This window comes from Arthrobacter sp. AFG20, from assembly GCF_002892795.1.
GTDB lineage: Bacteria > Actinomycetota > Actinomycetes > Actinomycetales > Micrococcaceae > Arthrobacter.
Window position 1 is genome coordinate 221,875 of record NZ_PJMC01000005.1, and the last position, 14,227, is coordinate 236,101.

Here is a 14,227-nt window from a genome sequence, read left to right on the forward strand (position 1 = left end):
TTCCGGAGGATCCCCCTGGCTGCAGGCCGCGGCTAGGGTAAGTGCATGAGCACTCCCTTAACAGCCCTCTCGATCAGGGGGCTTGCCAAGCGATTCGGCACCAAAATCGCGGTGGACGGCATCAGCCTCGACGTTCCCGCCGGTTCCTTCTTTGGCATTGTCGGACCCAACGGTGCCGGCAAGACCACCACCCTGTCCATGGCCACGGGCCTTCTGCGCCCGGACTTCGGAACGGCGGTGGTCCACGGGGTGGACGTCTGGGCGCAGCCGCTGGAGGCCAAAAAACTGATGGGCATCCTGCCCGACGGGGTGCGGCTCTTTGACCGGCTCAGCGGTGAGCAGCTGGTCACCTACGCCGGCCTGCTCCGGGGCATGGACAGGGACGTGGTGGCTGCCCGGGTGGGGGAGCTGCTCGCAGCCTTGGACCTCAGCCAGGACGCGGGCACCCTGGTGGTGGATTACTCCGCCGGCATGACCAAAAAGATCGCGCTGGCCTCCGCGCTGATACACGCTCCGAAAGTCCTCGTGCTGGATGAGCCCTTTGAATCCGTGGATCCCGTCTCCGCCGCCAACATCAGGGACATCCTGGACAGGTACGTGGCCACGGGCGGCACCGTGATCGTGTCCAGCCACGTGATGGATCTCGTGCAGCGGATGTGCGACCACGTCGCGGTGATTGCCGGCGGCCGGATCCTGGCCGCCGGAACGGTGGACCAGGTGCGGGCCGGCGTGAGCCTGGAGGACAGGTTCGTGCAGCTTGTGGGCGGCAGGAGCCGGACGGAGGGGCTCGAGTGGTTGCGCACCTTCTGAGGCTGAAGCTCACGCTGCTGCGGAACGGTCTGAAGCGCAGCCCGTGGCAGCTGGTGGGGCTGGCCTTTGGCGGACTGTATGCGCTGGGCATCGTGGGCATGTGTGTGGTGCTGCTGGTCCTCCTGCGTCAGGAGGATCCGGACCTGGCCCAGACCGTGGTGGTCCTCGGCGGCGCGGCCGCCCTGCTGGGCTGGGGGATTGTGCCCGTCATTGCCTCGGCCGTGGACATGACGCTGGACCCAGCGAGGTTCACGACGTCGGCCGTGCCCATGCCGCAGCTGCTGGCCGGCCTCGCACTCGGCGGCCTCATCGGGCTCCCGGGACTGGCCACTTTGCTCGTCGCTCTGGGAACTGTGGTCACCTGGTCGCGCGGTGTGCTGCCAGCGGTGGGGGCGCTGGTCGGAGCCCTCCTGGGCGTGCTCACCTGTGTGGTGTTCTCCCGCGTCGTCACAACGGCCACGGCAAGCCTGGCTGCCTCACGGCGCTTCAAGGACGTCAGCGGGATTGCCTTCATGGTTCCCCTGGTCCTCCTCGGCCCCATCACCGCCGGCATCTTCCAGGGGATGGCGGGTTCCGGAGCCTTCCTGTCCGAGCTGGCCGGCAGGATTTCCTGGACGCCGCTGGGGGCCGCCTGGTCCTTGGGCGGCGACCTGGAAAGGGGGCAAACGGGCCCGGCAGGACTCAAGCTGCTCATCGCCGTGGCCACGCTCGCCGGGCTTTCCTGGTGCTGGAAGCTGCTGCTCGAACGCGCACTGGTCACGCCCCCCTTTGCCGGGAGCAGCCGCCGGAAGGGCGGGCGACTGGGGCTCTTCGCGCTCCTGCCCGGCACGCCGACCGGTGCCATCACCGCACGGGCCCTGACCTACTGGTTCCGTGATCCCCGGTACTCAGGCTCGCTGGTGGTCATTCCGCTGCTGCCGGTCGTCCTGGCCTTCCAAGGCAGCCAGACCAACGACTACGGCGTGCTGATGATCACCGGGCCGCTCACCGCGTTCCTGCTGGCCTGGTCCATCTCGGGGGATGTGTCGTACGACAACACCGCATTTGCCCTGCACCTGGCCGCCGGCGTGCGGGGTGTCCATGACCGGCTCGGGCGCGCGCTGGCCTGCCTGGCGTTCGCGCTGCCAACGGTGCTGGTCCTCGCCACTGTGCCGTTCTTCATCACGCGGGACTGGGCGTGGTGGCCCTCCATCCTGGGGATATCCGTGGGAGTGCTGCTGACCGGGCTGGGCCTGTCGTCCGTGGTGTCCGCCCGCTACACGATTGCCGTGCCTCTTCCCGGCGACAGCCCGTTCAAGAAGCCGCCCGGCAACGTGGGGCAGACCCTCGCCGTCCAGTTTGGCGGGATGGGTGTCCTCCTGGTGCTGGTCCTCCCGGAGGCCGGACTGGTCCTGGCGCAGGTACTCACCGGTGATCCGCTGTTCGGCTGGATCAACCTGGCGCTTGGCCCTGTCCTCGGCGCGGCACTGTTCATTCTGGGGGTCCGGGTGGGCGGGCGCTGGCTCGATGCCCGCAGCCCGGAGCTCCTGGCCCAGGTCACGGTCAACCGCTGAAAACAGGCAGCAGCTGAATGCCCTGCCGGCCGAATATATCTGCGGGGCGGGGACCCGCCGTGGTTGACTAGCAGGACACCTGAGAGAAAGGCCGGAAATGGAAGTCGTCATACTTCCGGGCGGCAAGCAGATTGCCTCCCTCGTGGCGGACGCGGTGGAAGGCCTGCTGCGGAGCAAGCCCGACGCCGTGCTGGGGCTTGCCACGGGATCATCGCCGCTGCCGGTCTACGACGAACTCGCCCGGCGCCACGAACAGGCCGGCCTGGACTTCAGCCATGCCTACGGGTTCACCCTGGATGAGTACGTGGGGTTGGAACCCGGACACCCCGAGTCCTACCGGGAGGTGATCCGCCGCGACTTTGCGAACCGGGTCAACATCGAACCCGGGAATGTCCTCGGACCGGACGGAAGTGCCGCGGACATCCCGGCGGCCTGCCGGGCCTACGAGGACCGGATCAGGGAGCGCGGCGGCATCGACCTGCAGCTTCTGGGTTTGGGCACCGACGGGCACATCGGCTTCAACGAGCCGGGGTCATCGCTGGCATCCCGCACCCGGATCAAGTCGCTCATCGAGCAGACCCGGCGCGACAACGCCCGCTTCTTCCACAGCCTCGAAGAGGTTCCGCACCACGTAGTGACCCAGGGGCTGGGCACCATCCTCGAGTCGCGGCACGCGATCCTGCTGGCCACCGGAGCCCAGAAGGCGCAGGCCGTCCACGATCTCGTGGAGGGGCCCCTTGCCGCTATTTGCCCTGCCTCTGTCCTGCAGTTGCACCCCCATGCCTCCATCGTGGTGGACGAGGCCGCCGCGTCGTCACTGAAGCTCGCCGACTACTACCGGCACACCTTTGACCACAAACCGGCGTGGCAGGGCCTCTGACCCGAACCTGCGCCCGGGTCCTCCCGCGGCCGCCCGTCCGGAACGGCTAAGATGGATGCCATGAGTAGCATGACGGATCCTCTCGACAACGACCCCATGCGTGAGCTTTCCGGCGCCGGATCGTCCACCGCAACCATTGAGCGCGAGGAACTGCGCCAGGAAGTGGAGCCCGGCGACCGTGAGCGCTTCTCGCACTACGTGCGCAAGGAAAAGATCATGGAGTCCGCTCTGACCGGCGAACCGGTCATCGCGCTGTGCGGCAAGGTTTGGACGCCGGGACGGGATCCGCAGAAGTTCCCGGTCTGCCCCGAGTGCAAAGAAGTCTATGACGGCCTTCGCCCGGGCAACGACGGCGGCAAGGGGTCCGGCGGAGACTCAGGCAACAACAAGTAGTGACGGAGACACTCTTCGGCGGACCCACTCTGCCTCCGGCTTATCCGGAACGTGCAGCCTGGGGAACCGCCCAAAAGCTCCGCGCCTGGCAACAGGAAGCCCTGGACCTCTACTTCAGCAGGGCTCCCCGCGACTTCATGGCAGTGGCCACCCCCGGCGCCGGCAAAACCACCTTTGCGCTCAGGGTGGCCTCCATGCTCATCGAGGCCGGCACGGTGAACCGCGTGACCATTGTGGCGCCAACAGACCACCTGAAGCGGCAGTGGGCTGACGCTGCGGCGCGCGTCGGAATCGCGATTGACCCCAACTTCAAGAATTCCGACGGCCAGCACGGCCGCGGGTTCATCGGCGTGGCCGTGACCTATGCGCAGGTGGCCAGCAAGCCCATGCTGCACCGGGCCAAGACCGAAGCCGCCCGCACCCTGGTGATCCTTGACGAAATCCACCACGGCGGCGAGGCGCTGTCCTGGGGTGACGGCCTCCGCGAGGCCTTCGATCCCGCGGCCCGGCGGCTGTCACTGACCGGTACGCCGTTCCGCTCGGACACCTCGCCCATTCCGTTCGTGGAGTACACCGAGGACCGTGAGGGCATCCGGCGCTCCAAGTCGGACTACACCTACGGCTACGGCAATGCGCTCCGTGACCACGTGGTGCGGCCTGTTATCTTCATGGCCTATTCCGGGCAGATGCGCTGGCGCACCAGCGCCGGTGACGAGATGGCCGCCTCCCTCGGCGAGGCCGCGGTCACCAAGGACATCACGTCACAGGCCTGGCGGACAGCCCTGAACCCTGCGGGGGAATGGATTCCCGCCGTTCTGGCGGGAGCGGACAAGCGGCTCAGCGAGGTCCGGCGGTCCGTTCCCGACGCCGGCGGCCTGGTGATCGCCACCGACCACGAAGACGCCAGGGCGTACGCCGGCCAGCTCAAGAAGATCACCGGCGAGTCACCCACCGTGATTCTGTCCGATGACGCGAAGGCCTCAAACAAGATTGAGGAGTTCAGCGCGGGCAACCAGCGCTGGATGGTTGCCGTGCGCATGGTGTCCGAAGGCGTGGACGTGCCGCGCCTTTCGGTGGGCGTCTACGCGACGTCAACCTCCACACCCTTGTTCTTCGCCCAGGCAGTGGGCCGCTTTGTGCGTTCCCGGAAGCGGGGCGAGACGGCCTCAGTCTTCCTGCCGTCCGTTCCCCAGCTGATGGCGCTGGCCAACAGCATGGAAGCCGAACGTGACCATGCCCTGGACCGGCCGCAGAACGATGACGGGGACGGCCTGATGGACCTCGAAGAGTCGCTGATGGACGAGGCGAACCGCGAGGAGAAGGCGTCGGACAGCCTGACCAAGGGCAAGTTTGAGGCGCTGGACTCGCAGGCGTCGTTCGACCGTGTACTGTTCGACGGCGGCGAGTTCGGTACCGGAGGCGACATCGGCTCCGAGGATGAACTCGACTTCCTCGGCATCCCCGGCCTGCTGGACGCCGAGCAGGTGGGCATGCTGTTGCGCCAGCGCCAGCACGAGCAGCAGGGCCGCAAGAAACGCCAGGGCCCTGCGGCAGCGCCGGCCGCCCCCGCGGTACCCGACCACCGGATGCTGATGGATCTGCGGAACGAGCTGGCGAAGAACGTGGCGGCCTGGTCTGCGCGGACGGGCACCCCGCACGGGGTGGTGCACACGAAGCTGCGGACCGTCTGCGGCGGCCCTCCGGTGGCACAGGCGAACGAGGAGCAGCTGCAGTCCAGGCTGAAGAAGCTCCAGGACTGGTTCATCGGCAGGACATAGCCGGGCAGAAAAGCCCGAATATCGCAGGCGGGAACTACTCGAGGTCCACGCCGCCCAGCTCCATTTCGGCGTAGGTGTCGTCGAGGTCATCGGCGATGCCCGCCGTCAGCCGTTTAATCACGGTGACGGCGTAGCCGGCCTGGACGGCATCCAGTGACGTCGCCATGACGCAGTGGTCGGTGGCGAGGCCCACCACCACGACGTCCTCCACGTCGTGGCTCTGGAGCCAGTCGTCGAGGCCGATTGCGTCTTCCTCAGGGGCGTAGCCGGGGTCGGCCGCGCCGGGCAGGGAACCGGGCTGGCGCTCTCCGGTGGGGACGGCGTCCTCCGGTGCCAGCAGGCCTTCGAACCCGGAATAGGCCGCGGCATGCAGGCCCTTGTGGAAGTAGGCCTGGATGTGTTCAGTGTCGAGTTCCGGGTGGAGCTCGGCACCCTGGGTCCCGGCCACGCAGTGCGGCGGCCAGCTGTCCTTGAAGTCCGGGGCTTCTGAGAAATGGGAGCCAGGATCGACGTGCCAGTCCTGCGTGGCCACGATGTGGTCGAACTGGCCGTGGTGGTTCTCGACGTACTCGCTGATGGCCCCGGCCACGGCGGCGCCGCCCTCCACCGGCAGCGCGCCGCCCTCGCAGAAATCGTTCTGGACGTCGACGATGATGAGTGCCCGTGCCATCAGTTGTTCTCCTCAGTTCCCATCAGTTGTCCTCATAGAGCGTCGGGATAGCCGGCTCGCCGCGGTGCAGGCGGTGGACGACCGAGGGCAGTTCGGCCATGGAATCGGCGTGGCGCTGCCGGGCGCGCAGGACGCCTTCGTGGCCGGTCCAGCCGGGCAGGAGCTCGCCATTCTTGATGAACTGCTGCAGCAGCGCACGGTCGTTGCCGTCATCCGCCGGCCGGTGTCCTACACCGATGAGCTCCTGTGTGGCCGTACCGTTGTCGTTGAGCCGGCGGAGGGCGTACTTGCGCCCGCCCTTGCTCGTCTTGTTCTTGGCGGCCTTGGCCACCGAAACGAACTCCCCGGCGTCGTTGGTCCGGCTGACCAGCTTGTAGACCATGCTGGCGGTCGGTGCGCCGGAGCCCGTCACGAGGGAAGTGCCTACCCCATAGGAGTCGACGGGGGCGGACTGCAGGGCCGCAATTGCGTATTCGTCCAGGTCGGAGGTCACCGTGATGCGGGTGCGCTCGTTGCCCAGGTCATCCAGCAGCTGCCGGACCCACTGCGCCTGCTCCACCAGGTCGCCGGAGTCCAGCCGCACGGCGCCCAACTTGTCCCCGGCGATGTCAACGGCCGTGCGGACGGCGGTCTCGACGTCGTACGTGTCCACCAGCAGCGAGGTGCCGGCCCCCAGGGAGGCGATCTGCGCCTCAAAGGCGGCCCGCTCGGTGTCATGGAGAAGCGTGAAGGAGTGGGCGGCGGTGCCCACGGTCTTGAGGCCGTACCGCAGTCCGGCCTCAAGGTTTGAGGTGCTGTCGAACCCGGCGATGACGGCGGCACGGGCGGCAGCGGTGGCTGATTCCTCCTGGGTCCGCCGGGACCCCATCTCGATGCAGGGCCGCTGGCCGGCGGCCATCACCATGCGCGACGCCGCCGAGGCAATGGCGCTGTCGTGGTTGAGGACGGACAGGACGTACGTCTCCAGGATGCACGCCTCGGCGAACGTCGATTCGACGATCAGGATGGGGGAGTTGGGGAAGTAGGCCTCGCCCTCGGCGTAACCCCAGATGTCCCCGGTGAAGCGGAAGTCTGCCAGGTAGTCGAGCGTCTCCTTGTTAACCACTCCGGTGTGCGCCAGGAACTCGAGCTCCGTGTCGCCGAACCGGAAGGCCATGATGCCTTCGAGCAGCCTGCCCGTACCGCCCACGATGCCGTAGCGGCGCCCGTCCGGGAGCCGGCGCGCGAACGCCTCGAACACGGCCTTGCGGTGCGCGGCGCCGGAATGGAGGGCCCCCTGCAGCATGGTCAGCTCGTAATGGTCGGTGAACAGGGACGTACGGGGCTGCTCCCAGCCGGCGGAGTTACTCACAAAAATCACTCTAGTCCCCACCGGCTCCCACGTCTCGCTTCGCTTCGCCGCGGGGGCCCTCGCCGGCGTGGGCCCACGACCGGTTCCCACGTCTCGCTTCGCTTCGCCGCGGGGCCCTCACCGGCGTGGGCCCAGCATCGCCATAGAATGGACAGATGACCTTAAGCGTTGCGCTCGGCCCTGACACCCAGGAGAGCACCCAGACCGGAACGGCGGTGTCCACCGACGCCCTGACCGCCCCGGACGTTCCTTGGAACCTTGTCATCTGGAATGACCCCGTTAATCTCATGAGCTACGTCAGCTACGTGTTCCAGAGCTATTTCGGCTACTCGGAAACCAAAGCCAACAAGCTGATGCTTGAGGTCCACAGGAAGGGCCGGTCCATTGTTGCCCACGGCAGCAAGGAACAGGTGGAGCAGCACGCGGTCGCGATGCACGGGTTCGGCCTGTGGGCCACCGTGGAGAAGGCCACCGGCGGAGACAGCGGGGGCGGCAAACGTGGCCCGGGCAAGGGCAAGGGAAAACGTGGCTAAGGCTTTCAAATACGGACTCAAAGGCATCTCCGGCTTTCTTGAACCGGCCGAAAGGGAACTGCTGCGCAGCCTGTTCGCCGACGTCATCTCCATGCTGGAGCCCGCGGACCGCGGTTCCGAGGATCCGCTCGCCGCGATGATCGGACTGGACATGGAGGTCCGGGAACCATCGGACCGCGCCCTCCGCCGGCTGCTGCCCAACGCAGTGAAGGACGACGCCGCGGCCTCGCTTGAGTTCCGCCAGCTCACCGAACGCTCGCTGCGGGAAAGCAAGATCGGCGCGCTGCGCGCCGCCGCGCTGGGCCTGGACAAGGACGAGCTCGTCCTGACGCCGGCTGATGCCCGGCATTGGTCCACGGCGCTCAACGACGTGCGGCTGGTGCTCGCCGAGCGGCTCGACATCCGGGACGAGGCGGACGCGGACCACGTCCACCAGATGCAGGACTGGTCCCAGGCCGAGGACGTGGAAAGCTACCTCGCCCTGGTCTACAACTTCACCACGTGGCTGCAGGAATCCCTCGTGCAGGCGATGCTGCAGTCTCTGGGCGCGCGGCCCTGAGCCATTCCGGCGGCGAGCTTTTCCGCCACTGGGCGGCTCCAGCGGTGAGCCGTTTCGGCCGCCGGATGTGACAAATTCGACATGAGTCGCCCGCCACAAGTGATGGCCGCACCTCACGGGAAGACCTATCCTCAAATAATCATGACTTCAGCATCGAGCATGGATCCGGCAGCAGGGGCTGCAGCGGAGTCCGCACCGGCCGACGGCGTAAATGTGGGATCGCTGCCGATCGGCGTCTTCGACTCCGGGGTCGGCGGCCTCACGGTGGCGCGGTCGATCATCGACCAGCTGCCGAACGAATCCATTCTCTACGTCGGTGACACCGCCCACGGCCCGTACGGGCCGCTGCCCATCGCGGAGGTGCGCGCCAACGCACTCGGCGTCATGGACGAACTCGTGGACTCCGGCGTCAAGCTCCTCACCATCGCCTGCAACTCTGCGTCGGCCGCGGTGCTCCGGGACGCCCGTGAGCGCTACACGGCGCGTTACGGAATCCCCGTCATCGAAGTGATTCAGCCGGCCGTGCGCCGCGCTGTCGCGGCCACCCGCACCGGCCGGGTGGGCGTGATCGGCACCTCCGCCACCGTGGGCTCCAGGGCCTACGAGGACACCTTCGCTGCGGCGCCTGACCTGGAGATCACATCCGTGGCCTGCCCTGCATTCGTGCCGTACGTGGAGGCCGGCATCACCACGGGGCCGGAACTGCTCGACATCGCCCGAGAGTACCTTGAGCCGCTGAAAGCCGCGGGCGTGGACACCGTGGTGCTGGGCTGCACGCACTATCCGCTCCTGACCGGCGTGATTTCCTACGTCATGGGCGAGGACGTCACGCTGGTCTCCAGTGCCGAGGAAACCGCCAAGGACGTATACCGGGCGCTGGCCAGCAACGGCCTCGAACGGACGGACCCGGCGCCGCCGGAGCACAGCTTCATCGCCACCGGCGATGCGGGCCAGTTCGAAGCGCTGGCCCGCAGGTTCCTGGGGCCGGAGGTGCTCAGCGTCAAGCACGTGGACCACGTCGCGGCGCAGTACCCCACAGGCAGCCTGGCGCGGATCACCCCCGAAATGATCGCCGCCGCGCGGAACGCGGCCGCCCGCCCGCGCATCTCGAACTTCGTCGGGCAGGCCGCCGGCAGCGGTGCAATCCCCGGGAGGTCGTTCCTGTGAAGCTCACCATCGTCGGCTGCACGGGCTCATTTCCCGGCCCCGGATCGCCCGCCTCCTGCTACCTGCTGACCGCCAACGACGGCCAACGGGTGTGGAAGGTGGTCATGGACCTCGGCAGCGGGGCCCTTGGCGCCATCCAGCGGTACACCGACCTCGAGGACATCGACGCGATTTTCCTCACCCACCTGCACCCCGATCACTGCATGGACCTCTGCGGCCTGCACGTGGCGGTGCGCTGGAAGCCCGGCGGCTGGGACCGGGGAAGGATCCCCGTCTGGGGCCCCGCCGCCACCGCCGACAGGATGGCAACGGCCTACGGTCTGGACCTGGATCCGGGGATGCACGAGGAGTTCGACTTCACCAACTGGACCGAGCGCCAGTCCGTCACCGTCGGCCCCTTCACCGTGACGCCGTTCGCAGTGAACCACCCGGTGGAGGAAGCCTACGCGCTGCGCGTGGAGGTGACCGAGCCGGACACCGCCGGGAATGCCGTGACCCGCGTGCTGACCTATTCGGGTGACACGGATTCGTGCCGCGGCCTGGAGGAGGCGGCCAAGGACGCCGACCTCTTCCTCTGTGAAGCAGCTTTCGAGGAAGGCCGCGACGACGGCATCAAGGACGTCCACCTGACCGGCAAACGGGCCGCCGAGGCAGCCACCGCTGCCGGTGCCCGCCGACTTCTCCTCACCCACATTCCGGTGTGGACGTCGCAGACCAAGGTCATGGCCGAGGCACGCCCCGCCTTCGCCGGTGACGTGGCCGTGGCCGTGGCCGGCGTGCACTACACCGTCTGACATCGGACTCTTTGGAGTGGCACCGTCCCGCCTGCAGCCTCGATAAGCTAAAGGCATGACTTCCGAAGCAACCACTGCCCCCGTCATCCGTGCCGACGGCCGCACCCCGGACCAGCTCCGGCCCATCAGCATCACCCGAGGCTGGTCCAAGCAGGCCGAGGGATCGGCCCTCATCGAGTTCGGCAACACCCGGGTCCTGTGCACCGCTTCCCTCACCGAAGGTGTTCCGCGCTGGCTCAAGGGCGAAGGCCGCGGCTGGGTGACCGCCGAATACGCCATGCTCCCGCGTGCCACGAACACCCGCTCGGACCGCGAGTCCGTCAAAGGCAAGATCGGCGGCCGCACCCACGAGATCTCCCGCCTGATCGGGCGCTCGCTGCGATCGATCATTGATACCAAGGCCCTGGGGGAGAACACCATCGTGCTGGACTGCGATGTCCTGCAGGCCGATGGCGGCACGCGGACGGCGGCCATCACCGGCGCCTACGTGGCGCTCGCCGAGGCCATCCGCTTCGCCCGCGAGAACAAGATGATCGCCCGCAACGCCCAGCCGCTGGTGGACACCATCGCGGCCGTTTCCGTGGGGATCATCGACGGTATTCCGATGCTGGACCTGCCGTACATCGAGGACGTGCGGGCCGAAACCGACATGAACGTCGTGGTGACCGGCTCCGGCAAGTTCGTGGAGGTCCAGGGCACGGCCGAGGGCGCCCCCTTCGACCGGGACGAGCTCAACAAGCTGCTGGACCTGGCACTGCTGGGAACGGAGCAGCTGGCCGCGATCCAGCGCGAAACCCTGGCCGAAGCTCCGTGAGCCGCGTGTCCGCAGCGGAGGCGGCACCCCGGCTGGTGCTGGCGACGCGCAACGCCGGGAAACTGCGGGAGTTGCGTGAGCTGCTGCGCGGGCAGATCCCGGGGCTCGACGTCGACACGCAGGTGGTGGACGCGGCCGCCGTCGGAGCCCCCGACGTCGCGGAAACCGGGGTGACCTTTGCGGAAAACTCGCTACTGAAGGCGCGGGCGGTGGCCGAAGCAACGGGGCTGGTGGCCATCGCCGACGACTCCGGGCTGTCAGTGGATGTCCTCGGGGGCGCGCCCGGGATCTTCTCCGCGCGCTGGGCCGGCCGGCACGGTGACGACGACGCAAACCTGCGCCTGCTGCTGGCCCAGCTGGCGGACGTGCCGGACGGCCACCGCGGCGCCGCGTTCGTGTGCGCGGCGGCCCTTGCAGTGCCGGCGTCGTCGTCTGCGGACGGGGCCCGCGAAGTGGTGGAGTACGGCCAGCTGGCCGGCACGCTGCTGCGCGAACCTCGCGGCGAAGGCGGGTTCGGCTACGATCCCGTCCTGGAACCTGCAGGCCTGGACCGCAGTTGCGCCGAGCTCAGCCCGGAGGAGAAAAACGCCATCAGCCACCGTGGCCTGGCGTTCCGTGCACTGCTTCCCTCGATCGTCGAGGCCCTCCGGTAAACAGCAACGCGGGGTCACTTACCGCCCAATCCGGTCATCCCATTGGGCGCTAAGTGACCCCGCGTTGCTGGAGCCTGCGGTATCAGTCCAGGTTCGTTTTGCGCTCGGCCTCAGGCTCGTGCTCTTCGATGAACTCCTCCACCGGGTCCGTCCCGAAGGCCGCTGCCTCGCGCTTGGCGGTCATGCCGCGCACAACTTCGATGCCGACAGGAATCACCGAGAGCAGGACGATCGCGATGAAGATGATGTCCAGGTTGTCCCGCACCCACGGGACCTTGTCGCCCAGCAGGTAGCCGAGAAGCGTCACGCCGCCGCCCCAGAGGAGGGCGCCGATGACGTTAAAGAGGAAGAACTTCCGCTTATCCATCTGGGCAACGCCCACGATGACCGGGACAAAGGTGCGGATGATGGGCACAAAGCGGGCCAGGATCAGGGCCTTGCCGCCGTGCTTTTCGAAGAACTTGTGCGCACTGTCAACGTTCTCACGCTTGAAAAGCCTGGAGTCCGGCTTGTTGAAGATGGCGGGGCCCGCCTTGGACCCGATGAGATAGCCCGTCTGGTTGCCGATGATGGCGGACACAATGATCAGCGCGGCGAAGAGCCAGATGTTGAATTTGATGGTGTCCGTGGCCACGAGCAGGCCCGCCGTAAACAGCATGGAATCCCCGGGCAGGAAGAATCCGATCAGCAGCCCGGTTTCGGCGAAGATAATCCCGCACACCAGCAGAACAACCCACGGGGCCAGGGCCGGGTCGGCGAGGAAGACCTGGGGGTTGAGCCAATCGGGCAGGAATGATGCCAGCTGCGGCTGGACGGGGCCGGCGCCACCCAGCGCGGGCACGGCAAAGTCGCTCAATGCATTAAAGTTCACGTTTCAAGGGTACTTGACGGGCTCCGCGCCGCGGCCGGGCTACAGTTGTCCCCGTGGGTTTGGACTTTACGGCGATCGACTTCGAGACCGCCAACGGCTTCCGCGGTTCGCCGTGCGCCGTTGGCCTCACCAAGGTCCGCGGAGGCGTCATCGTCGAGGAGGTCTCGTGGCTGATGCGGCCGCCGGAAAACCACGACTCATTCGACTACCACAACGTCCGCGTCCACGGCATCAGGCCCGAACAGGTGGCCGGCCGGCCCCGCTTCGGGGAGCTGTTCCCGGAGATCGGCGCTTTCATCGGCGGCGACATCCTCGCGGCCCACAACGCCGCCTTCGACCTCGGCGTGATCCGCTCCGGGCTGGAAGTCTCGGGGCTTCCCGGCCCCGCCTACGACTATGTGTGCACCGTGATGCTCTCCCGGCGCTGCTACTCCCTGGTTTCGAATTCCCTACCTTTTGCCGCCGAGGAGGCAGGCGTGCCCCTCGTGAACCACCACGACGCGGCCGAGGACGCCAGGGCGTGCGCCGGCATCCTCATCGACATCGCGGGGCGCAACCGGGCCAACAGTATTGCCGAGCTCTACCTTTCACTGGGGCTGTCCATACCGCAACAGGCTGCGTTCGATCCGTCCGGCGGGGAGCTTTCCAAGGCGACCGTCTCAGCCCTCGCCGCCGCGGGCGGTGCCGGTGCTGACCGGGTGGTCCGGCCGTTCCGCAGCGGGTGGCCTGAGGAAGGGCCCAACCCCGAGCCCAATCCCGACGCCGAACCCGGGAATCCGCTGTTCGGTCAGACCGTCGTGTTCACCGGCCAGCTAGCCATGCCGCGGCCCGAGGCGAAGACCCGGTCCGCGGAACTGGGGGCGCGCCCGGAAAGCCGGGTCACTGCGCGGACCAATGTCCTGGTGGTCGGCGACGGCTTCGTGGCCGGCGACCTGCGCTCCGGCCGGCTCACCGGCAAGGCCAAACGGGTGCTGGAGCTGCACGACCGCGGTCAGGCCATCGAGGTGATCTCCGAGGGCGAGTTCCTGCAGATGGTGGGCGGCGCGCCCGTACACGGCGCCTCTGCATACATGGCGCAATAAAGCTTCCCGGCTGCGCTACCGACTGACTGGCCCTTCCTCACATCTTGCAGGTTTTCCTCAAACGCTCGATCACATCCTGTCGGCTTTCTTCAAACGCTTCCCCACCGCGCAGAAGCGCATCGGGCAACCCGACCGGACCCTCGGAAGCGTCGCGGAAGAACCGCAACCCGGTATGCCCCGGCTTCAAGTGAGGAAGGGTCGCACCAAAGGGGACGGGACCTGAGGAAGGGTCGCACCAAAGGCGACAGGACGTGAGGAAGGGTCGCGGAAGAACCGACATGATCTGAGGGAGCGTCCCGAAACGCATGGGTCGCAGCCT

The 14,227-nt window shown here is 67.5% G+C and carries 15 protein-coding genes; 12 read left to right on the forward strand and 3 right to left on the reverse strand.

What is annotated here, in order from left to right:
• Window positions 1–45: 45 nt before the first annotated feature.
• From CXZ05_RS08040 to CXZ05_RS08060, 5 genes are all read left to right on the forward strand, one after another.
• Window positions 46–810, forward strand: a complete 765-nt coding sequence (locus tag CXZ05_RS08040) for an ABC transporter ATP-binding protein (protein ID WP_102972079.1) — start codon at window positions 46–48, stop codon at window positions 808–810.
• Window positions 792–2,363: a transporter gene (locus CXZ05_RS08045; RefSeq protein ID WP_102972080.1), complete on the forward strand. Its 1,572-nt coding sequence runs from the start codon at window positions 792–794 to the stop codon at window positions 2,361–2,363. The genes CXZ05_RS08040 and CXZ05_RS08045 overlap by 19 nt, the downstream gene beginning before the upstream one ends.
• A 97-nt stretch (window positions 2,364–2,460) precedes the next feature.
• Window positions 2,461–3,243, forward strand: a complete 783-nt coding sequence (gene nagB / locus CXZ05_RS08050) for a glucosamine-6-phosphate deaminase (RefSeq protein ID WP_102972081.1) — start codon at window positions 2,461–2,463, stop codon at window positions 3,241–3,243.
• Between the two features lie 51 nt (window positions 3,244–3,294).
• The gene (locus tag CXZ05_RS08055) at window positions 3,295–3,636 is read left to right on the forward strand and encodes a DUF3039 domain-containing protein (protein WP_102972082.1); all 342 of its coding nucleotides are present in this window, start codon (window positions 3,295–3,297) and stop codon (window positions 3,634–3,636) included.
• A complete protein-coding gene (locus CXZ05_RS08060; RefSeq protein WP_102972083.1) occupies window positions 3,636–5,414 on the forward strand; it encodes a DEAD/DEAH box helicase in 1,779 nt (592 codons plus the stop codon). Before CXZ05_RS08055 ends, CXZ05_RS08060 begins: the two co-directional genes overlap by 1 nt.
• Window positions 5,415–5,448: 34 nt before the next feature.
• On the opposite strand, the gene CXZ05_RS08065 is transcribed toward CXZ05_RS08060, so the two are convergent.
• Entirely contained in the window at window positions 5,449–6,084 is a 636-nt protein-coding gene (locus CXZ05_RS08065; protein WP_102972084.1) for an isochorismatase family protein, read from the reverse strand.
• Window positions 6,085–6,106: 22 nt separating this feature from the next.
• Window positions 6,107–7,435 carry a nicotinate phosphoribosyltransferase gene (locus CXZ05_RS08070; protein ID WP_102972209.1) on the reverse strand — a complete coding sequence of 443 codons (1,329 nt, stop codon included), beginning with the start codon at window positions 7,433–7,435 and terminating at the stop codon, window positions 6,107–6,109.
• Between the two features lie 155 nt (window positions 7,436–7,590).
• On the opposite strand from CXZ05_RS08070, the gene clpS reads away from it, so the two are divergent.
• From clpS to rdgB, 6 genes are all read left to right on the forward strand, one after another.
• Window positions 7,591–7,968, forward strand: coding sequence for an ATP-dependent Clp protease adapter ClpS (gene clpS / locus CXZ05_RS08075; protein WP_102972085.1), 378 nt, complete (start codon window positions 7,591–7,593; stop codon window positions 7,966–7,968).
• Window positions 7,961–8,527, forward strand: a complete 567-nt coding sequence (locus tag CXZ05_RS08080) for a DUF2017 domain-containing protein (protein ID WP_102972086.1) — start codon at window positions 7,961–7,963, stop codon at window positions 8,525–8,527. Before clpS ends, CXZ05_RS08080 begins: the two co-directional genes overlap by 8 nt.
• A gap of 141 nt (window positions 8,528–8,668) precedes the next feature.
• Window positions 8,669–9,694 (forward strand): glutamate racemase, encoded by a 1,026-nt coding sequence (gene murI / locus CXZ05_RS08085; RefSeq protein WP_374754635.1) that lies wholly within the window; start codon window positions 8,669–8,671, stop codon window positions 9,692–9,694.
• Window positions 9,691–10,488, forward strand: a complete 798-nt coding sequence (locus CXZ05_RS08090; RefSeq protein ID WP_102972088.1) for an MBL fold metallo-hydrolase — start codon at window positions 9,691–9,693, stop codon at window positions 10,486–10,488. The genes murI and CXZ05_RS08090 overlap by 4 nt, the downstream gene beginning before the upstream one ends.
• Window positions 10,489–10,543: 55 nt before the next feature.
• The gene (rph, locus tag CXZ05_RS08095; protein ID WP_078026682.1) at window positions 10,544–11,302 is read left to right on the forward strand and encodes a ribonuclease PH; all 759 of its coding nucleotides are present in this window, start codon (window positions 10,544–10,546) and stop codon (window positions 11,300–11,302) included.
• Between the two features lie 5 nt (window positions 11,303–11,307).
• Window positions 11,308–11,955, forward strand: a complete 648-nt coding sequence (rdgB, locus tag CXZ05_RS08100) for an RdgB/HAM1 family non-canonical purine NTP pyrophosphatase (protein ID WP_102972210.1) — start codon at window positions 11,308–11,310, stop codon at window positions 11,953–11,955.
• Between the two features lie 82 nt (window positions 11,956–12,037).
• On the opposite strand, the gene CXZ05_RS08105 is transcribed toward rdgB, so the two are convergent.
• Window positions 12,038–12,811: a VTT domain-containing protein gene (locus tag CXZ05_RS08105; protein WP_102972089.1), complete on the reverse strand. Its 774-nt coding sequence runs from the start codon at window positions 12,809–12,811 to the stop codon at window positions 12,038–12,040.
• Between the two features lie 68 nt (window positions 12,812–12,879).
• On the opposite strand from CXZ05_RS08105, the gene CXZ05_RS08110 reads away from it, so the two are divergent.
• Window positions 12,880–13,908, forward strand: a complete 1,029-nt coding sequence (locus CXZ05_RS08110) for an exonuclease domain-containing protein (protein ID WP_102972090.1) — start codon at window positions 12,880–12,882, stop codon at window positions 13,906–13,908.
• Window positions 13,909–14,227: the final 319 nt, after the last annotated feature.

Coding starts and splice junctions, on each gene's coding strand:
- CXZ05_RS08040 (WP_102972079.1), top strand. CDS start 46: ATGAGCACTCCCTTAACAGCCCTCTCGATCAGGGGGCTTGCCAAGCGA.
- nagB (WP_102972081.1), top strand. CDS start 2,461: ATGGAAGTCGTCATACTTCCGGGCGGCAAGCAGATTGCCTCCCTCGTG.
- CXZ05_RS08055 (WP_102972082.1), top strand. CDS start 3,295: ATGGATGCCATGAGTAGCATGACGGATCCTCTCGACAACGACCCCATG.
- CXZ05_RS08065 (WP_102972084.1), bottom strand. CDS start 6,084: ATGGCACGGGCACTCATCATCGTCGACGTCCAGAACGATTTCTGCGAG.
- clpS (WP_102972085.1), top strand. CDS start 7,591: ATGACCTTAAGCGTTGCGCTCGGCCCTGACACCCAGGAGAGCACCCAG.
- murI (WP_374754635.1), top strand. CDS start 8,669: ATGACTTCAGCATCGAGCATGGATCCGGCAGCAGGGGCTGCAGCGGAG.
- rph (WP_078026682.1), top strand. CDS start 10,544: ATGACTTCCGAAGCAACCACTGCCCCCGTCATCCGTGCCGACGGCCGC.